18 protein-coding genes are annotated in these 18,772 nt (G+C 41.3%); 10 read left to right on the plus strand and 8 right to left on the minus strand.

Features of this window, described 5'->3' with window-relative positions; all coding sequences use genetic code 11:
* Positions 1-109 precede the first annotated feature (109 nt).
* From BO48_RS10900 to BO48_RS10910, 3 genes are read right to left on the minus strand one after another with little or no spacing between them, the layout of a single operon-like run.
* On the minus strand, positions 110-1,495 hold the full coding sequence (locus BO48_RS10900; protein ID WP_000813488.1) for an FtsK/SpoIIIE domain-containing protein: 1,386 nt from the start codon (positions 1,493-1,495) through the stop codon (positions 110-112).
* A gap of 28 nt (positions 1,496-1,523) precedes the next feature.
* Positions 1,524-1,907 carry a YdcP family protein gene (locus BO48_RS10905; RefSeq protein ID WP_001234286.1) on the minus strand — a complete coding sequence of 128 codons (384 nt, stop codon included), beginning with the start codon at positions 1,905-1,907 and terminating at the stop codon, positions 1,524-1,526.
* 18 nt (positions 1,908-1,925) lie between these two features.
* Positions 1,926-2,240: a YdcP family protein gene (locus BO48_RS10910; RefSeq protein ID WP_000420682.1), complete on the minus strand. Its 315-nt coding sequence runs from the start codon at positions 2,238-2,240 to the stop codon at positions 1,926-1,928.
* A gap of 407 nt (positions 2,241-2,647) precedes the next feature.
* Between BO48_RS10910 and BO48_RS10915 the strand changes: the two genes are divergently transcribed.
* A complete protein-coding gene (locus tag BO48_RS10915) occupies positions 2,648-3,751 on the plus strand; it encodes an LPXTG cell wall anchor domain-containing protein (protein WP_496367484.1) in 1,104 nt (367 codons plus the stop codon).
* Between the two features lie 198 nt (positions 3,752-3,949).
* Here BO48_RS10915 and BO48_RS10920 read toward each other — a convergent pair whose 3' ends face one another.
* A complete protein-coding gene (locus tag BO48_RS10920; RefSeq protein ID WP_496367485.1) occupies positions 3,950-5,650 on the minus strand; it encodes a M3 family oligoendopeptidase in 1,701 nt (566 codons plus the stop codon).
* Positions 5,651-5,795: 145 nt separating this feature from the next.
* Between BO48_RS10920 and BO48_RS10925 the strand changes: the two genes are divergently transcribed.
* From BO48_RS10925 to BO48_RS10935, 3 genes are read left to right on the plus strand one after another with little or no spacing between them, the layout of a single operon-like run.
* Positions 5,796-7,232 carry a phosphate--AMP phosphotransferase gene (locus tag BO48_RS10925; RefSeq protein ID WP_496367486.1) on the plus strand — a complete coding sequence of 479 codons (1,437 nt, stop codon included), beginning with the start codon at positions 5,796-5,798 and terminating at the stop codon, positions 7,230-7,232.
* A 20-nt stretch (positions 7,233-7,252) separates the two neighbouring features.
* Complete coding sequence (locus BO48_RS10930) at positions 7,253-7,879, plus strand: LemA family protein (protein ID WP_496367487.1); 627 nt, start codon at positions 7,253-7,255, stop codon at positions 7,877-7,879.
* Positions 7,879-8,742: a TPM domain-containing protein gene (locus BO48_RS10935; protein ID WP_496367488.1), complete on the plus strand. Its 864-nt coding sequence runs from the start codon at positions 7,879-7,881 to the stop codon at positions 8,740-8,742. The genes BO48_RS10930 and BO48_RS10935 overlap by 1 nt, the downstream gene beginning before the upstream one ends.
* Positions 8,743-8,797: 55 nt before the next feature.
* On the opposite strand, the gene BO48_RS10940 is transcribed toward BO48_RS10935, so the two are convergent.
* Entirely contained in the window at positions 8,798-9,592 is a 795-nt protein-coding gene (locus BO48_RS10940) for a CPBP family intramembrane glutamic endopeptidase (protein ID WP_496367489.1), read from the minus strand.
* A 174-nt stretch (positions 9,593-9,766) separates the two neighbouring features.
* Between BO48_RS10940 and groES the strand changes: the two genes are divergently transcribed.
* Both groES and groL read left to right on the plus strand, forming a co-directional pair.
* Complete coding sequence (gene groES, locus BO48_RS10945) at positions 9,767-10,051, plus strand: co-chaperone GroES (RefSeq protein ID WP_496367490.1); 285 nt, start codon at positions 9,767-9,769, stop codon at positions 10,049-10,051.
* A 42-nt stretch (positions 10,052-10,093) separates the two neighbouring features.
* Complete coding sequence (gene groL, locus BO48_RS10950) at positions 10,094-11,728, plus strand: chaperonin GroEL (protein ID WP_496367491.1); 1,635 nt, start codon at positions 10,094-10,096, stop codon at positions 11,726-11,728.
* A 58-nt stretch (positions 11,729-11,786) separates the two neighbouring features.
* Here the strand turns inward: groL and BO48_RS10955 are convergent, their stop codons facing one another.
* Positions 11,787-12,206, minus strand: a complete 420-nt coding sequence (locus tag BO48_RS10955; RefSeq protein ID WP_496367492.1) for a hypothetical protein — start codon at positions 12,204-12,206, stop codon at positions 11,787-11,789.
* A gap of 45 nt (positions 12,207-12,251) precedes the next feature.
* The gene (locus BO48_RS10960) at positions 12,252-12,641 is read right to left on the minus strand and encodes a hypothetical protein (RefSeq protein WP_496367493.1); all 390 of its coding nucleotides are present in this window, start codon (positions 12,639-12,641) and stop codon (positions 12,252-12,254) included.
* A gap of 243 nt (positions 12,642-12,884) precedes the next feature.
* Between BO48_RS10960 and BO48_RS10965 the strand changes: the two genes are divergently transcribed.
* The 4 genes from BO48_RS10965 to BO48_RS10980 all read left to right on the plus strand — a co-directional run bounded on the left by BO48_RS10965 (position 12,885) and on the right by BO48_RS10980 (position 17,746).
* Entirely contained in the window at positions 12,885-14,279 is a 1,395-nt protein-coding gene (locus BO48_RS10965; RefSeq protein ID WP_496367543.1) for a purine-cytosine permease family protein, read from the plus strand.
* 512 nt (positions 14,280-14,791) lie between these two features.
* A complete protein-coding gene (locus tag BO48_RS10970; protein WP_496367494.1) occupies positions 14,792-15,718 on the plus strand; it encodes a prenyltransferase in 927 nt (308 codons plus the stop codon).
* 60 nt (positions 15,719-15,778) lie between these two features.
* Positions 15,779-16,288, plus strand: coding sequence for an RDD family protein (locus tag BO48_RS10975; RefSeq protein ID WP_496367495.1), 510 nt, complete (start codon positions 15,779-15,781; stop codon positions 16,286-16,288).
* Between the two features lie 3 nt (positions 16,289-16,291).
* Positions 16,292-17,746, plus strand: coding sequence for a phospholipase D family protein (locus BO48_RS10980; RefSeq protein WP_496367496.1), 1,455 nt, complete (start codon positions 16,292-16,294; stop codon positions 17,744-17,746).
* A gap of 255 nt (positions 17,747-18,001) precedes the next feature.
* Here BO48_RS10980 and BO48_RS10985 read toward each other — a convergent pair whose 3' ends face one another.
* Complete coding sequence (locus BO48_RS10985) at positions 18,002-18,769, minus strand: NRDE family protein (RefSeq protein ID WP_496367497.1); 768 nt, start codon at positions 18,767-18,769, stop codon at positions 18,002-18,004.
* Between the last annotated feature and the right edge of the window lie 3 nt (positions 18,770-18,772).

Below are 18,772 nucleotides of genomic sequence, written 5' to 3' on the forward strand. Positions count from 1 at the left end.
CCAAAGGATTTTCTAATGTTTTTTTGACTGTTTCCTGTCGATTTGTACCCCCCTGTTAGATACGGGGGGTTAAGTGCTGGCGTGGCTATTGCCACACCAGCCAGCAAGATCAGTCCACACCTGCGACTTCCGCTTCGCACGTCGCCTGCGTGGACTGTCTGCTGTTGGATAACTTTTTAATTTCCTCCAAGAAATCATATCCTTTTGGTACAAGGGGAGTATAAAACTCTGATATGACACTTGTTCCTACATCAACATAGCCACGACCTTTGATTCGCTTTAAGAAGAAATCCTTTTGTACGTCACTGCCAAACATCATGCCATAGCCCATTTCAGACATACGACCTAAAGCCACTCTGAAATTAAACTGATCACGGATTCCGTCGCCTAAATATTTTGCGTCTGGACGTTGACAAGCCAGTATTAGAAAGAAGCCAGCTTGACGACCTAACATGACAATCTGTTTCAGCTTATTCATAACTGCGGTGTTTTCTTTTGTTCCCAGCATTTCCATGAAAGCGACGTATTCATCAAAGATTAAGAAGTGTGCCGGGAGACCTAAGTAAGCATAATTTTTGCCAGTCTTATAGTTCTTCATCTGCTTCATTTCCTCACTACGTTTCATCATTTCTTCATAGAATGTTTCAATGCAAGAAAGCAAGTCTTCTTTTCTATAGTAGACATTTGCCATCACAGAACCTAAGTCCGCAAGATCAGCATTTTTCGGGTCAAGAATATACAGTTTTGAATCTGTATGAAGCAAGGCTTCAATCAGTGTCAGTATAAAGTAAGTTTTACCGCCACCTGTACCACCAGCAATCAACATATGAGGGAGCTTATCATATTCCCACCATACGTTTTTCATTAAGCGAAGTTTACCATCTTTAGCTTCTACTTCATCAATAGAAATACGACTGGCTATGGTGTCATAGAGCAAAGTATATTCCACATAGGAATCCTTTAACTCTTTATCCGTCAGCTCACAGTACAAGCCACTCTCTAATTTCTTTTCCAAGTGTAAGAGTTGGTCTTGATATTTTCCCAGCGTGATTTCCACCCGTATCTGTATCAAGCCATTTTTAAGTCGATAATACATTTTAGGGAAGTAGGTTATCTTTTCCTTTGTACGACCAGCACTATCTTTAAAGAAACCCTCTGTTTTGACCTGTTCAGATTCATACCACTTGTTTTCAAGTATCATCTTTGCCAGTTTTTGACGGTGGTAAAGTTGTTTAACCGTATCATAGCGAACCCGTTTGAATACAAACGCTACCAGCAAGCAGATAAGAATTGCGACACTGAAACTGATAATTAAATAGGGAATGTCAATCTTATCTGCTTGTGATAGGTTAAAATCCTGCCAGTTGATCTGCTGGATTGTCTTCACATGAAACAGTCCGACAACCAGCAGGAAAACAGGCAGGAGTGACGCTATCGTAAAATGAAAGACTAAATCTTTACCAGATGGGCGAATCCTTTTACCACGCTGTTTCATGCGAAAAAGTCTCCTTTCTACCTAGCGACTATTTGTCTTGTGTCGGTTCTTTCTTTGCTTGTGGTTGAGCTTTGAATGAACTAGAATCCTTTGTCAGCACAATATCGTCTGCCTTGATATACCAGTCAACATCTGCTCCTTGATAGGTGGCAGTAGCAACGGTGTCCGCAATGGGATTGATAAGTTCCACCCGTGCGTTATAATCAAACTCTTTCAAAGGCACGCTGGCAGGAATACTTACTTGAATCATGCGTCCTTGTCCTTTGGATTTTAAGTCATAGGTACGTTCCTTGATTTCATCTGAAACCGACCCGTCTTCATTTTGGATTCTCACTTCACGACGTAGAGCAGAGAATTTCAATTCTCCAAAAGTCGTGTCTTTATCTAATACAATGCCATTTGCTAATCTCATCATTTTTCCTCTCTTTCTTTATTCTTTTATCATGTCGTCAGCATGTAAAAGGTAATTTGTAAAACCACGAGTGCCGATTTTGTAGCCCTCTGCGGTAATACGTGGATTGACTAACTTCACACGTTCCTCAAAGCCGAAATGTTTTTCGCCAGCTTCAGCAGGAAGCACCACCACAATATCATCTGCTCTTTGAACATCAGAATAGAGATTATAGCTTCTTGATAAGACAGTTAGCCGTCCGTTGATTCTTCGCTGAACGACTTTATCCTCGCCAGCAAATTCTAAATTGCCGAATGTTTTTTCCATGTTGGGAATCACAAATTTAAGTTCCATATTTTTACCTATCCTTTCTTTTTTATTGGCTGAATGAATGTTTGATGGTCTTAAAGAGTGGGGAACGACCTTTTGATTCTTGATTTTTTGTTTTCATAAGTTCACTTCCTTTCAAAATCGGGTAAAAAAATAGACACCTCATTTTTTGAAGTGTCTACCTATTAAATATTCAAATTTTATTGGAAGTATCTTTATATCTTCACTTTTCAAGGATAAATCGTCGTATCAAAGCTCATTCATAAGTAGTAAATTAGTAGTAAATTGAGTGGTTTTGACCTTGATAAAGTGTGATAAGTCCAGTTTTTATGCGGATAACTAGATTTTTATGCTATTTTTTTTAGACAAAAAATATAGAAGAAACGACAGAAACTGATCAGGACAGTGAAACACAAACTGGAGAAGAGCCTGTGACTGAGCAGGAAACTTATGAAGTCGACAGCGAGGAAAGCGATTTGGATGGAACCGATGAAGAAAATCCAGGTGCTGAAGAGGAACCGGTAAATGAATCCGGTACTGAAACAGAATCTGATGATGAACTTCTAGTACCTGAAGAAGACTTTGGCGGAGACAGCCCGGAAGCGCCGTCGGAAGAAGAAGACCAGAATAATGATGACGGTAGTGGTGACAATGGTGGGTTAGAAGAAAACCCGGAAACTATGCCTGAGGATGATCAAAATAATCCTGAGGAACAAGATAATGACAACAATGATAATGAACAGGCAGAGCCTGAAAACAATGAGAACATCAATGATGATGTGAACGAAAATGCACCAATTGAAGAAGCTCCAGAGTCCGATGAAAGTACCGGGGACACGGGCGGAATTGATGCAGGAGATGGTTCAGGCGGTGAAGAATCGTCTGAGGGCGGCACTGAAGTCGAAGGACAAGATCCTGGGACTGGTAATGAAATATCAGATGATAGTAATACAGAAGACCGAAATAATGAAGGTGACCAGACTAATGGAAACCAGCAAAATCAATCATCTGAACCTGGAGCAGGAGATCTTCCACACGGCAGCGGCGGCGCTGCATCAGGACCAAACGATCAAGAGGTGGACTACGGTGCTTCAGATACTGATGAGGCGACTCAGACTGACCGGGTAATCGAAGGTGGATATGAAACCGGTGGAGAAGAACAGCAGACTGAAGTCCAGCAAAATAAAAAGTCGGGTGTAGCCGGTAAGAAGCTGTATCGCTATAACTATGGGAATATTTTAAACGGTATTGATATAAAACCGGGAAGTACAGAAGAAAATTACTCAGAATTGGACAAAAGAATTAACCGTATCATGACTTCCAAAATTGTCGAAGAAGATGATATGACAGAAGAGGAAATTTTAGAAATTGAAGAGGAAATCAAAAATGAATCAGGCGTGATCTCCTCATCTTCTGATAGAGACACTTTGCCAAATACGGGAGATACAAACCAATATAATTCGCTCTATAGTGTCGTATTACTATTAGCCGGAGGAATTTTATTTTTCTTAACAAAAAGACCCGGCAACGAATAATAAATAACTTCAATATTTAAGCGAGTGTGAATCCTCATGAATCACACTCGCTTTTTGTATATCTTGAATTACAATATAAGAATGAATCTGACCTCGTATCATGGCACGCAAAACGATGACATGTGATGAACTTTAATACAAAAATAAAGACAGGGTAAAACCTCATTAAAAGATTTCATCCTGTCTTTAAGATTTTTATTACAGCTGTGTATCGTCAATGGAATCCAGATAATCGCTGACTTCCTCAACCACTTCTTTCAAGCTGCCTTCTTCAAATGGTGATTTCAGTTTTGCTGCCTCAACTAAAGAGTTGAATGGCAGTGACCCGCCGAGCTTACATAATGCAAGGTAGTCTTTCCAGGCACCATCAAAATCTTCTTTGGCACGTTTCCAGAACTGGATGGCACAGATTTGTGCGAGCGTGTAATCGATGTAGTAGAATGGCGCACCGAATACATGGCCCTGATAGTGCCAGAACGAACCGCTTTCGAGTGGTTCGATACCATCATAATCTCTATGCGGTAAATATTTATGCTCTAGTTTCTTCCACTCATCACGACGTTCTTTTGGTGTAAGTTCAGGGTTTTCATAAACGATGTGCTGGAATTCATCAATTGCAACACCATATGGCAGGAATGAAATATCACTTGCCAGATGTGAGAATTTAAATTTATCCGTATCTTCCCCGAAGAATAAATCCATCCATGGGTAAGTGAAGTATTCCATGCTCATAGAGTGAATTTCAGCAGATTCAAGTGTCGGGAACTGGTACTCAGGGACATCGAAACCGCGTGACATATATGATTGGAAGGCGTGGCCGGCTTCGTGAGTCAGCACAGTGACATCGCCCAGAGTACCGTTGAAGTTTGAGAATATAAACGGTGAATCATATTCAGGGATAAATGTGCAGTATCCGCCGCCTTCTTTACCTTTCTTGGCTTCGACATCAAACAATTCACGTTCTGTCATAAATGTATAGAATTCATTTGTTTCCGGTGACAGTTCCTTATACATTTTCGCACCGTTTTTCATGATATCTTTTGTTTTGCCTTTCGGAGCCGCGTTACCTGTAAGGAAATCGAATGATTCATCATATGATTTCAGTTCGGATAATCCGATACGTTTACCCTGACGTTCTTTAAGTTTTGTTACAACAGGGACGACATACTCTGCAACCTGGTCTCTGAATGTTTCTACCATATCGCGGTCATAGTCGATTCGGTTCATTCTTACATAGCCAAGTTCGATAAAATCCTGATAACCGAGCACCTTGGCAATTTCATCTCTTGTTTTTACAAGCTGGTCGTAAATATCATCTATAGTTTCCAGGTTATCTCCCATAAAGCCCTGTACAGCTTCGGTTGCGGCTTTACGGACGCTTCTGTCAGGGTCTTCCATATATGGGCTGAACTCTGAGAGGTTTAAAGTTTTACCGTCGAATTCAATTTCAGCACCTGCCAACAGTTTGGAATACTGAGTGGATAAACGATTTTCTTCCTGAATCAACTCTTTCACTGCAGGGTCATAACTTTTCAACTGGTTTTCAGCAAGAGCAAAAAGCTGTCTGCCGTATAGATCTTCAAGTTCGAAACGGAAGTCACTGTTTACGATAGCATCGTAGTATTTGTTGTTTATTTCTGTGATGACAGGATCATATTCATCGAAGAAGTTTCTTTCTGCATCATAAAACTCGTCTTTAGTATCGATGGATGCACGGATATGGGCGAGTGTGACCATTGTATCCACATGGTTGAAAATCTTGTTCAATTCGTCTATGACTGTACTTTGTCCATTCGCATCTTTTGCATCCTCAAATTTTTCAATCAGCCCGGATACTTCTTTTGATATCTTTTCTAAATCGGGTCTTTCATATTTATAGTCCTGAAACTTCGTGACCATTTTGTTTCCCCCTTATTGTTATTCATAAATATTCTATCATAACCACCCGTTGACAATCTAAAATTTGATAGCTCCTAATTTATGAATTATGCTATTTTTATTAAAATAAAGGGTATATATATACCTAGTGGTTAGGGGGAGAAATATGATTGAAATAGATGAAGAACTGGAGTTTAGAATTGGAGAGGTTACAAGGAAAACACATGAGATGGACATTCCTGTGATGATTATTATTGAAGGACCGCCGGCTTCCGGAAAGTCACGTTTGTCCAATGCACTCTATATGGCGCTCGATGCAAAATATACAGATTTCATAGCAACAAGACCCCCGAGGGATATTGATCTGCGTTATCCATTCATGCAGAGATTTTGGAATCATCTGCCTAAATCAGGAGATGTGAATATCCACTTCAGAAGCTGGTACGCACAATATATCGAATATAAGGAAGCAGAGATAACCGATAATATTGCGGTTGACTTTAAAGAGATATCTACGGATATGGAGAACTTTGAGAAGACCCTTCAGCAGAACGGCTACGAAATTATAAAATTCTATGTGAATACATCGGAAAAAGTCAGAAAGAAACATTTGGATAAATTAAAAGACAATCCGACTTTAAAGTGGAAAGCTGAAGAATTTGAAGAACACCTTGAACTATTTAATTATGAAGAAGAAATGCAGGGTTTCATCGATCAAAAACAGCAGATTCCATGGACTGAAATTGATTTCGAAGATAAAAATGGAGCAATCAATACAATGTTTAAGACCATCATAAATACTCTCGAAGACAGGATTGAGAAAGAACGTACGACACCTGTGGAAAGAATCGTCAGTGATTTCACCAAGTATTTCGAGACGGAGCTTTTCACGTTCGATTTCGATAAAGAAAAAATATCAAAAAAGAAATATAAAGAAATTCTTCCAGAATTACAGTTAAAAATGCGGGATATTCAGTTTCAGCTGTATCAGCATAAAATTCCTTTGATTCTGGTGTATGAAGGGATGGACGCCGCAGGTAAAGGCGGTAATATCAAGCGCACACGCCAGCAGCTGGATCCGACAGGCTATACAATCAATGCGGTCAGCGCCCCTTCTGATATTGAACTTGCTCATCATTATTTATGGCGCTTTGCTACGGACATACCCCGGAGCGGACATATAGGATTTTTTGACCGCAGCTGGTACGGCAGAGTGCTGGTTGAGCGGGTGGAAGGGTTTGCGAGTCAGAAAGAATGGACTCAGGCTTATGATGAAATCAAAGATTTTGAGAAATCACTTTATAATTCAGGCGCAGTCATTCTGAAATTTTTCCTGTCACTGGATAAAGATGAACAGCTGGAACGTTTTGAAGAGAGAGAAGAGAACGTTGAAAAACAGTGGAAGATTACTGAGGAAGACTGGCGAAACCGTGAAAAATGGGATCAGTATCTTGAAGCGAGTGAAGATATGATTCAAAAGACCAGTACAGAATATGCACCTTGGCATATCATCCCGGGGAATAATAAAAAGTATGCCCGTATACAAGTTTTAAAGAAAATTATATCTGCGTGTGAAAAAGTGTTAAATGATGAGCGGAATTAATTTTTCATGTATAATTTTAAATGAAGTTTATTGAATGGAAAGAGGAAGCGAACATGAAAAAATATTTAATTCCAACAGGGATTTTCATTGGTCTCGTTATTCTCATCGCAATTTTAATTGTTCCGAGGTATAACTCACTGGTTAATCTCGATGAAGATGTGAATAATGCAGAATCCAATATTGATACCCAGCTGCAAAGGCGTGCCGATCTGATTCCAAATCTCGTTAATACGGTTCAGGAATATGCGGATCATGAAGAGGAAGTATTCACAGATATTGCTGACGCTAGAAGCAACATAACGAATGCTGACAACATGGAAGAAGTGTCTGAAGCGGATTCAGACATGAGATCAGCCCTGTCAAGGCTGATTGCTGTTGCGGAGAACTATCCCGAACTCCGGGCGAGTGAGCAGTTCACAGGATTGCGTGATGAACTTGCCGGTGCGGAAAACAGGATTGCTGTTTCGAGACAGGATTACAATACTACTGTCCAGGAATATAACAGAAATACACGTACATTTCCCGGTAATTTAATCGCCGGAATTTTCGGTTTTGAAGAAAAACCCTACTTCGAAGCGGATGATTCTGCAGATGAGGTGCCTGAAGTCAATTTTGATTCAGGTGGAGACGACTCTGGTGATGAATAATGAAACGCTGGTTTTTAATCATAGCGGCAGTGTTACTTTCTTTATCTTTTAGCCCGGATGCCTTTGCAAGAACGGACCTGCCGGAAATTGATACAAACAACTATTTTGTGCAGGATCATGCCGATATTCTGAGCCAGGAAGCGACAGAGTCATTGAATGACTTGGGTGAGCATCTTGAGGAAGGGACGGGGGCAGAACTTCTCCTCATGACCATGCCGAGTGTCGGTCAGGAGCACCGTCAGGATTATGCGCTCAGAGTCTTGAGAGAGTATGGCGTTGGTAAAGAAGAGCATGATAACGGAATCGTCATATTCTTAAACTTGGACAACGGTAACGAATTTAATAATCGGGGTGTTGATATCCAAGTGGGATACGGTGTCGAGGGATACCTGAATGATGCTAAAATTGGCAGAATTATTGATAATACTGCGATGGAAAGTTTCCAAAGTGCAGCAGAAGCGGATGATGAAAGTGCAGCAAATGCTTATTATGAAGAAGGTTTAGTAAATTTATACAATGCAATATATCAGGAGTCATTGGATGCGTACGGCTTTACGGATGGGGAGTTTACCCGTGAAGAGCCTGCTGATGATGACGGTGAACTCAGCTTGTTTAATATCATTGCCAGAATTTTATTCATGATGGTTGCAATATATGTTCTATATAAAATGTTTTCGAATAACTCAGGAGGCCCAGGCGGGCCGGGCGGCAGAAACAGACGCACGAGAAGAAGACGGGGCGGTCCTGTAGTACTGTTCCCGCCTTCCGGTGGTGGCGGCTTTGGTTCAGGCGGCGGTTCCGGGGGATTCGGCGGTTTCGGCGGAGGATCCGGCGGCGGTGGCGGTGCCGGCCGGGGATTCTAGGAACACAGAAAAAAAGACTGGAAAAATCCAGTCTTTTTTTCTGTGCATTATAATTTTAGAATAAAATATTTCTTACAGTTGAAAATACAATACCGATTGTTTCCTGAAGTTGTTGAAGTTCATCTAACCGATCGCCCAGGATGATTTGAATACCGACAACAAGACCGTTCATTATTATATGAATGATAACAGGTACAAGCAGTCGTCCTGTAATGACGTATAAGAAGCTGAATGCGTAACTCATTGCCAGATATATGATGATATGGGTAAAGTCAAAGTGAGCCACAGCAAATATTAAACCGCTGACTAAACCGGCCACTAAGAAAGCAAGGACTTTATACCCTGGATTTTTCATTGGAAATAGTGTGTAGACCTCAGCAAATATTGCACGTCTGAATACATATTCCTCTATGATCGGACCGAGTATTACAACGACTAAAATCATCAGAGGCATGGACTCGATCATCTCAATGATTTCATTTGTATTCTGACTTTCCAACGGGTTGTCAAATACATAAACATTGATCATACCTGCAATCACCTGTGATGCATACGCGAGTATAACACCACCGACAATCCAGACGAGAGTGACAGGCATGTCTGTCTGTGGGCCTCTTTCAATCGCATTTTTATTTTGGTGAAGACTGCCGATAATGATAACGAGTATTGTACCAATTAAAAATGCAATGAATTGATAAGGAATGACTGAAGTGATCAGTTCCTCAGGACTTAATTCGGGGCTCGTAACCCCCATTATAATACCCACAGGTATGACAGCGAGCTGTACGCCGATGAATATCAGTAAAATTAAAGCACTGTTAATTTGTCGATTTCTAAAAAGTTTCTTCAAGCGATTCCCTCCAATGGCAATAAAATTATTTTACATGAAATCGAAGTCAACTTAAAGCAATATAAAACACTTGCAATTTTGACCTTCTTTGATTATTATATTAATTGTTAGCACTGAAGCGAGTAGAGTGCTAAAATAATAATTGCAATGATGAAATAAGAGGAGGACATTAAAGTGTTAAAACCTTTAGGAAATCGTGTAGTGATTGATTTGACTCAAAAAGAGGAAACAACCAAAAGCGGTATCGTTTTAACAGATTCAGCGAAAGAGAAACCTCAGGAAGGTACTGTTGTTGCAGTAGGTGCAGGTAAAGTCCTGGACAATGGTACTCGTTTGGAAGTAGAGGTAAAACCAGGAGATAGAGTCGTCTACTCCAAATTTGCCGGTACTGAAATAAAACATGAAGACAAAGACTATTTAGTTTTAGCTGATAATGAAATTTTAGCAATCGTTGAGTAAAAGATAAAATAAAACCACTCAAATTTTTAGGAGGCAGAAGTAATGGCAAAAGAAATTAAATTTTCAGAAGATGCACGCCAGTCCATGCTGGACGGTGTGGATAAGCTTGCGAATGCAGTAAAAGTGACATTGGGGCCAAAAGGCCGTAACGTTGTTTTGGATAAACAGTTCACATCACCATTGATTACAAATGATGGTGTGACGATTGCAAAAGAAATTGAACTTGAAGATGCATATGAAAACATGGGTGCAAAACTGGTTGCTGAAGTTGCGAACCAGACAAACGAAATTGCCGGTGACGGAACGACAACGGCAACAGTTCTTGCTCAGGCAATGATTCAGGAAGGTCTTAAAAACGTAACAAGCGGTGCAAATCCTGTAGGTATCCGTACCGGTATCAATAAAGCGGTTGAAGCTGCAGTTGAAGAGCTTCAGAATATTTCCCGTCCGGTTCAGGACAAAGAATCCATCTCCCAGGTCGGTGCGATTTCAGCAGATGACCCTGTTGTCGGTGAGTACATCTCCGAAGCTATGGAAAAAGTAGGGAAAGACGGCGTAATCACCATCGAAGAGTCACGTGGATTCAAAACTGAACTTGAAGTAGTGGAAGGTATGCAGTTTGACCGCGGTTACACTTCACCTTACATGGTGACAGATTCCGAGAAAATGGTCGCTGATCTTGAGAATCCTTATATTCTGATCACTGATAAGAAGATTTCAAACTTCCAGGATGTTCTTCCGCTGCTGGAGCAGGTCGTTCAGCAGTCACGTCCGATCCTGATTATCGCTGACGATGTTGAAGGCGATGCAATGGCGAATATCGTGCTGAACAAACTGCGCGGTACGTTTACAGCAATTGCTGTTAAAGCACCTGGATTCGGTGACCGCCGCAAAGCAATGCTTGAAGATATTGCGATACTGACTGGCGGCCAGGTTGTTACTGAAGATTTAGGACTTGAACTGAAAGATACGACAATCGACATGCTCGGTAATGCTTCAAGAGTGAACGTATCCAAAGATGATACGACAATTGTTGAAGGTGCCGGAGAGACAAATAATATTGAAGCTCGTATCGGCCAGATCAGATCACAAATTGAAGAAACGACTTCAAGCTTCGACAAAGAGAAACTACAGGAGAGACTTGCGAAACTTTCAGGCGGTGTGGCAGTTATCAAAGTAGGTGCTGCGACTGAAACTGAAATGAAAGAGCGTAAACTCCGTATTGAAGACGCATTGAACTCAACACGTGCAGCTGTTGAAGAAGGTATTGTATCCGGCGGCGGTACAGCATTGGTGGCGGTTCATGAAAGAGTTGCAGGACTTCAGGAATCCGGCGATGTGCAGACAGGTATCAACATCGTGCTTAAAGCACTCGAAGCACCGTTACGTCAGATTGTTGAAAATGCTGGTTTAGAAGGTTCTGTAATTGTTGAAAAACTTAAATCCCAAGAAGCAGGTTACGGCTTTAACGCTGCAACTGACGAGTGGGTAAACATGGTGGACGCAGGAATCGTCGACCCGACAAAAGTGACACGTTCAGCACTTCAGAACGCTGGTTCTGTTGCTGCGATGTTCCTGACGACTGAAGCAGTCGTTGCAGACATTCCGGACGAAAATGGCGGCGGCGCCCCTGATATGGGTGGCGGCATGGGCGGCGGAATGCCGGGCATGATGTAATCAGCCATTTATAATCAATAATAAAAAGCTATCCAGAATTCTGGATAGCTTTTTTCTGTTAATTGATTTTATAAAATACTGTATTGGAAGAAAATCCTTCATACTTAATTAAAAAGTCGTTATCTTCCGGAATTAATACAGACGAATATCCTGAGCTTGTACCGCCAGAATATATATCTTCACTTCCGTATTCATCAGGGGGCACTGCACTTTCTCTAGGTGCAGAAGAACCATCACCCTCCACTATTTTAAAGTGGTCCATTACATAATAAGCATAATCATCAGTTTCAGACTCAACAAGTTCAATTGAAGCATTTATCAAAGCCCATTGATAACCTTCAGGAGCAGGGTCGTTAAATTGATTTTCAGCCAATAACATATCGTATGCTTCATCACCGATTATGATATCATTTACAGTTAAATTGACTACTGCTTCATATCGATCATCATAATCATCTCCATTAATTGTTACATCCAATTGTGCAGTACTGCCAATTGTCCTCGGATCAGAACGGGTGCCTTCTCAGTCAGAACTTGATTCCTCTTCGGATCCATCAGCTTTATCTTCTGAATCGCTTGCCGGCTCATCTTCTTCAGCCGCATCTATTTCAGCTTCAGCATCGCTCTCAGCCATTTCTTCGAGCGCTTCATTTTCCGTCTCTAATTCTGTAATTCTATCCTGTAATGATTCAACGTCCTCATTTTCTTCTTCCAATTCGACGATTCTGTTTTGCAATGAATCATTCTCGGCACTCAGTTCCTGGAGCGCTTCTGAATTGTCCTCTGCGGCTTCATTTTCTGGTTGCTCTGCGCTCTCTTCGGCTTCTGCTTCTTCACTGGCCCCGGGGGTCTCCCCACATGCGCCCAACATTAAGACAACTGATAAACCACCGGTGAGCAGATATTTTTTCAATAGTTTCAACTCCAATTATTAATTATTTTAAATAGATGATTATATAGTAAATCATACTACATTTATGGTAATAAATACCTTTATTAGAAAATTTAAATAAAATTATTTAGTTTAAATTTAGTGCTCAAGAAGGTTTGATTAAACCCTAGCTTAATGCTATAGTTAGAATCGCAGTCGTAATAAGGATGTGAATACTTACACATATTAATGGTTCATTTATAAATTATTATTATGAGGGAGTAGATATACATCAGTACACATGAACTTGTAGAAGAAACGGGACAAAGTGATGATTATTCATTAGAGAGAGTCCCGAGAAGCAAAAGAAATATGGGTTGGTTAAGCATAACCAATATCACATTCGGAATCGCTACGGCGATTTTTTATTTTCAGCTGGGAAGTGTGATGGCATTACAGTTTGGTGCGATCAACGCAATTATTTCATCAATATATGCGATTGTCGTAGCAGGGATTTTGAGTACATATATTTCATATTTATCTGCTAAAAGTGGCTTGAATGTCAATTTACTGTCCAGAGGGGGCGGATTCGGTTATATTGGCGCCTCGCTGACTTCTCTGATATATGCATCGAACTTTATTATGTATTGTGCTTTAGAAGGTATGATACTTGTATATGCTTTGAATGAATTTTTCCCTGCGATTCCTATGTGGGTGTATATTATTGTTTTTGGAACAGTAGTTATACCGCTTAACTGGTTTGGAATCAAACAGCTGGATAAACTGCAAAAGTGGTCTTTACCAATATTTTTTGTCTTTTTAGCTGCAGCAATTATCATGGCGTTTTTTGTGACGCCTGAATACACTGGAAATGTCTTTACTTATATGCCGGAAGGCGTGCAGGTTGGCGGTACAGCTTTATTATTATGTATCGGTATGCACCACGGTATCATGGGCCTGACAGCTCTGATACCTTCAGACTACGCACGATTCCTTAAACCGAAAGATATGAAAGCTACAGTGGCAATCGGTTTTATTCCACAGATTTTCTGTTATGGAATCATGGGCGGCCTGGGCATCTGGTTCGGTGTTCTGCTGTCAGAACCCAACCCGGGTGTCTATATCGTTCACCTGCTGGGTATCGGCGGGGCCCTGTTCACGCTGATCACTCAGTTGAGAATTAATGTAACGAACATTTACAGCAGTTCGTTGTCATTATCAAACTTCTTTGAAAACATAGCGAACTTCAGGCCGGGACGCCGTTTTTGGGTCGTTGTGAGCGGGGCGGTCGCTATTATTTTGATGCTTGGCGGTATTACGGAGAACCTGGATACGGCATTGACATTCCAGGGAGTGTTCCTGCTGTCATGGGCATCGGTGCTGGTCGCAGATGCAGTGATAGTCAAAAGACTGTTGAAAATCGGGCCTGCTTACTATGAAGCCAGACAGTCTAATCTGTTCAGATGGAATCCGGTCGGCGTTACTGCACTGATAGTTGCGAGTGGTCTCGGCACAATTGCCGCTTTAGGATTCATGGGTCCTTTCCTTGCGAGTACCGCAGCATTCTTCGCGGCATTACTTGCAGCTGTACTGACGGTGGTCATTGCTGTCGCAACTAAAGGCGGTTACTACATCAGACAGGAAAACAATGATATTCCCAAAGAAGACCATATAGCCTAAACAATCATGTTTCTTTTTATTTGATCTAAGAGCTTGTATAGAGAACATCAGCTGCCATAGAGATGAAAATGACTGTTATATGTGAATCACTGTTCTTATTACGGCACTTAATCAATTTTGTTCATATCCTGAAATGGAAAGTGAATTCTATGATGGTAGTTCAATTAGATAAAGAAAGCTCGGACAATGTGTGTTTAATTGCAAAAACATACGATTGTAAACTGTGAGAAGCTGGTCATCCAAGAGACGGATGGCCGGCTGTTTTTGTGTTTTACGTTGTTTTTCATGTTCACTCTGCTTTATATGAGGTCATTCAATGATTTTGGAGAGTCTTTCCACCGCTTCACTTATATCTTCCGTTTTGATATTGGCAAAACTGAGTATGAGTACAATTATTAAGAATCAGGGTAACTATATGTGTTTTTTGGTATAATTGCACAAATAGTTGGTATCCGAGCGAAGGGGATAACCTGAATTAAAGAATGAACATAATTTAAGAAGGAGACTAATCGTTGAAGGGTAACTTAAAGTTTTTAAAAGGGTTTGGTATGCTTACGCGCATTTTAGCCGTCGCTTTTTCCAGTTTTGTCACGGTTCTGTCCACTTCCATCCCGTTGATTTTATTCTACCCGGCACTGGATAATGGAGCTTTATTGATACTGATCGGTATTTTGCTTCTGGGTTCTTTTTTGACGCACGGCTTACTGACCCATATCGTCAATGATCTGGCTGACTTCAAATCAGGTACAGATGACTCCAGTCCGGGCGTACTTTCAGGCGGCAGCCGGGTCATTCAGGAAAAACTTTTCACATACAGCCAGTTGAAATTATTAGGCATTATACTGAGCAGTGTTATGATGCTCGCAGCCATATTGTTTTTCATTTTCGGTCATGTGAAGCTTGGAATACTGACAATCATCGGCATATGGGGCGCACTTTCCTATTCAATAAAGCCCTTCAGCTTTGCATATCGGCCGCTTGCGGGTGAGTGGCTCAGCCTGTTTCCGTCGATGCTGTTTTTAGGGCTCGCTGCACCGTGGATTATGCTTGATGCAATTCCTGTCTGGGCATGGTTTAACGCTGCTATTAATGCTGTATGGTGCATGTCATGGGTAATGGTGCATCATATACCGGACATTGACGCCGATCAGAGCGCACGGCCGGTGAAAAACACGACGGTGCTGTATGCAGTGAATAGGTGGGGGAGACGTGCGGCACACATGCCTGCGGTACTTTATTTGATATTGGTTGCAGCACTTGCCGTCGTGATGACGTCGACCCGTGAACTTGCCGGCATGGTGGCACTGGTCCTTTCAATCGTCACAGTGCTGATGCTTTTTGATATGAAGAACAGAGATGTTGAAGCGGTGACCGCGGTTGAGAAAAAGATGCTGATCATGGCATCTGTTACCGCAATCTTTTTAGGACTGACAATATAAGTCGCGGGGTATTTTTGCTGTAGTGTATGATAAAACCAGAGGAATATGGGGATGTTCTTTATGAGAAAATCGTATTTGAAAAAAAGGTTTATGGCACTGGCTATCGATTATATTGTCATTTGGATTTATCTTATTTTATTGTTTTTGTTCTTTGCGGTCATTTATATGATTGTTCTCGACAGTATTCCTGTTTTCACTGAAACTGCTTCGCATTTAATGTCTTTATTTACAACAGTCATCCCTGCAGTCATAGCTTTCTCAATTATGGAGTACAAGTATCCTTACGGTACATTGGGGAAGAGGCGGATGGGGCTTGAAGTATCATATAAAAATCGGACGTATGGAAACAGTCTGCTTCGGAATGCTTTGAAGTTTCTGCCATGGCATATCGGCCACACCGGCGTCATCAGAGCAATGTATCATGACTATTCAACATTGTGGTTTATGGTGGCAAATATCGGTATTCTTTTGGCCGTCATATATATTTTCATGGTTTTATTCGGTAAAAACTTTAAACATATCCCGGATGTCATTGCTGGAACGAAAGTCACAGAAAAAGGGGGATATTAGTTTATGAAACGTAAAAAGAAGATCTGGTTATCAACGGGTGTACTGGTTTTAGTCTTTTTAATCCTTATTCCTTTCACAGTGGGTCTGTTCAATTATTTTAAGTCGACACCTGAAAATATTACATATGAAAGTGAAGTTTATTCTACGGATTCTGTGGAGTTTCTTTATGATTTAACTTATGCTGACGCTGACGGCGAGGAAACACATGAGCAGGAGATTTTTGACGAAGTGTTCCAGATGATTGATGAAGCGGAGGAATTTCTGCTGATCGATATGTTTTTGTTCAATGATGATTATGATCACGGCGATCCGGAGTTGGATTTTCCGGCGCTGTCGGATGAGTTATCCGATGCTCTCGTTCAGAAAAAGTCCGAGAATCCGGATATGGAAATCATTTTTATCACAGACCCGATCAATACTTTCTACAAGACATATGAGCCGCCTCATATTAAAAAGATGACGGAGGCCGGGATATCGGTCCATCAGACAGATCTGGCACCGCTCCGTGACTCCAATCCGCTTTACTCCAGCTATTACAGAGCTTATCTGCAGTGGTTTGGTTCATCGTCCGGTGAATGGCTGCCGAATGCCCTGAGGCCGGAAGGTCCTGAAGTGAACTTGCGTTCTTATTTCAGCATGCTGAATTTTAAGGCGAATCACAGGAAAACGGTGATGCATGAGGATTCTGCGCTGGTTTCCTCAGGCAATCCGCATGATGCGAGCTTTTATCATTCCAATATCGCTTTTAAGGTACAGGGTGGAGTTTTGGAGGATTTGATGCTTTCGGAGCGTGCTGTTCTTGATATGGCAGGTGTGGATACTTCTGTTTTTGATGATTTTGAAGTGAATACTGAAGAATCCGGAGCAGGCGAATATGAAGTGCGTCTCGTCACGGAAGGGAAAGTTAAAGAGGAGATACTCGAGATGGTTGAAGGTGCGTCGGCCGGTGATACGATTCAGACCGGAATGTTTTATATTTCTGACAGGGATGTCATCAATGCGCTTAAAGACGCTTTGAACCGGGATGTTCATGTACAGATGATTCTCGATGTGAACCAGGATGCTTTCGGCAATGAAAAAATAGGGATTCCGAACAGGCCGGTGGCGTCAGAATTGATGGACAATGAAAAGACGCCTGAAATCCGCTGGTATGAATCCCATGGTGAACAGTATCATGCGAAGTTTTTGATGGTGCAGTCAGATGATGAAGTGACGATTACAGGCGGCTCTTCAAACTTTACGAGAAGAAATATAGAAGATTATAATCTTGAAACAAACCTTACGGTGACCGGTTCTGCTGATTCCGAACTTATGACTGAAGTGACCGGGTATTACGACCGGATATGGAATAATGAGGACGGGACATATACTGCCGACTATGACACTTACAAAGAAGATGTATGGTGGAAAAATATATTATACAGAATTCAGGAAGACACCGGGCTGTCCACTTTTTAGTGAAATATGTTTATGCCATGTATGTGAGGGGAATTGAACTTATGAAAGATGAATTTGATCTTCATAGGAGGCGTAAAAAAATGAGAAGTATTATTTATATTATTGGTCTCATAGTAGTAATCGCAGCGGTATTATCGTTGATTGGTTTAATATAATTGATAAATTATGAAAATAACAATTAGGAATATGAAAGAAAGACCACGCATAAGTTCGGCAATATGAACTTTTATTATGCGTGGTCTATTAATGTCTTTTTTAACTTTCTATTTTAAATTCAAACTTTTCCTCTCCGGACTGTTCTCCGTCTGAATAAGTACGTTCAACAAACGTGACATTATCGGAGTGGTCGATCAAAATCACGGTAGAACACCGCGTGCCGTACTTATCCATGTTGATGAACAGCGGTGATAAGTTCTTTTCAATCTCTTCTGAAAGCCCTGTGTCAGGGAGTTCTTTATTTTCCGCAGTATCATTATCCCGGAGCAGCCGGAACAAATCTTCTACATCGCCATCTTTACTGTCCATGATTTTTTTAAGTCCGTCTTTGCCTTTGACGACTTTTGGCCAAGGTGTGTCCAAATGATGGTTGGAAAGGCCGTGGACCCCCTGGTCGACCTTGCTGACTTCATTTTCATAGTTGTTCAAATAAAAAATCTCATCCTGATTGCCGACCAGTAAATTGAACCCGGCATAATCTTTACCGCTCTTTGATATATCATTCAAATATTCTGAAGGGCTTTGATCGCCGATCAAATAGCTGCTTACTAAATAGCCGCGCGACTTCTGATGGGTGGAGAGCAGCTCTTTTGTATTGCGGATATTCGTGAGCGCAGATATTCTGCCGTTTTTAGTAATGCCGAGCCATGTACCCATGCCGCGAAGGTCCCTGCCGCCCAATATGTGAGGATGATCTTCCCAGTAGTGTGCCGCTTCGGTGGGGCGGCTGTATTCTTCATCACGGTTCGCTGCCATGACGAGCTTATATTTACTGTGGTCATTCAGCTGGAAATTAATTAAACACATGGA

The organism is Lacicoccus kunmingensis DSM 17847 (genome assembly GCF_059568765.1).

Excerpts from the sequence above, each read along its gene's own strand:
- BO48_RS10900 (WP_000813488.1), bottom strand. The coding sequence starts at position 1,495 with ATGAAACAGCGTGGTAAAAGGATTCGCCCATCTGGTAAAGATTTAGTC.
- BO48_RS10905 (WP_001234286.1), bottom strand. The coding sequence starts at position 1,907 with ATGAGATTAGCAAATGGCATTGTATTAGATAAAGACACGACTTTTGGA.
- BO48_RS10910 (WP_000420682.1), bottom strand. The coding sequence starts at position 2,240 with ATGGAACTTAAATTTGTGATTCCCAACATGGAAAAAACATTCGGCAAT.
- BO48_RS10920 (WP_496367485.1), bottom strand. The coding sequence starts at position 5,650 with ATGGTCACGAAGTTTCAGGACTATAAATATGAAAGACCCGATTTAGAA.
- BO48_RS10925 (WP_496367486.1), top strand. The coding sequence starts at position 5,796 with ATGATTGAAATAGATGAAGAACTGGAGTTTAGAATTGGAGAGGTTACA.
- BO48_RS10930 (WP_496367487.1), top strand. The coding sequence starts at position 7,253 with ATGAAGTTTATTGAATGGAAAGAGGAAGCGAACATGAAAAAATATTTA.
- BO48_RS10935 (WP_496367488.1), top strand. The coding sequence starts at position 7,879 with ATGAAACGCTGGTTTTTAATCATAGCGGCAGTGTTACTTTCTTTATCT.
- groL (WP_496367491.1), top strand. The coding sequence starts at position 10,094 with ATGGCAAAAGAAATTAAATTTTCAGAAGATGCACGCCAGTCCATGCTG.
- BO48_RS10975 (WP_496367495.1), top strand. The coding sequence starts at position 15,779 with ATGAGAAAATCGTATTTGAAAAAAAGGTTTATGGCACTGGCTATCGAT.
- BO48_RS10980 (WP_496367496.1), top strand. The coding sequence starts at position 16,292 with ATGAAACGTAAAAAGAAGATCTGGTTATCAACGGGTGTACTGGTTTTA.
- BO48_RS10985 (WP_496367497.1), bottom strand. The coding sequence starts at position 18,769 with ATGTGTTTAATTAATTTCCAGCTGAATGACCACAGTAAATATAAGCTC.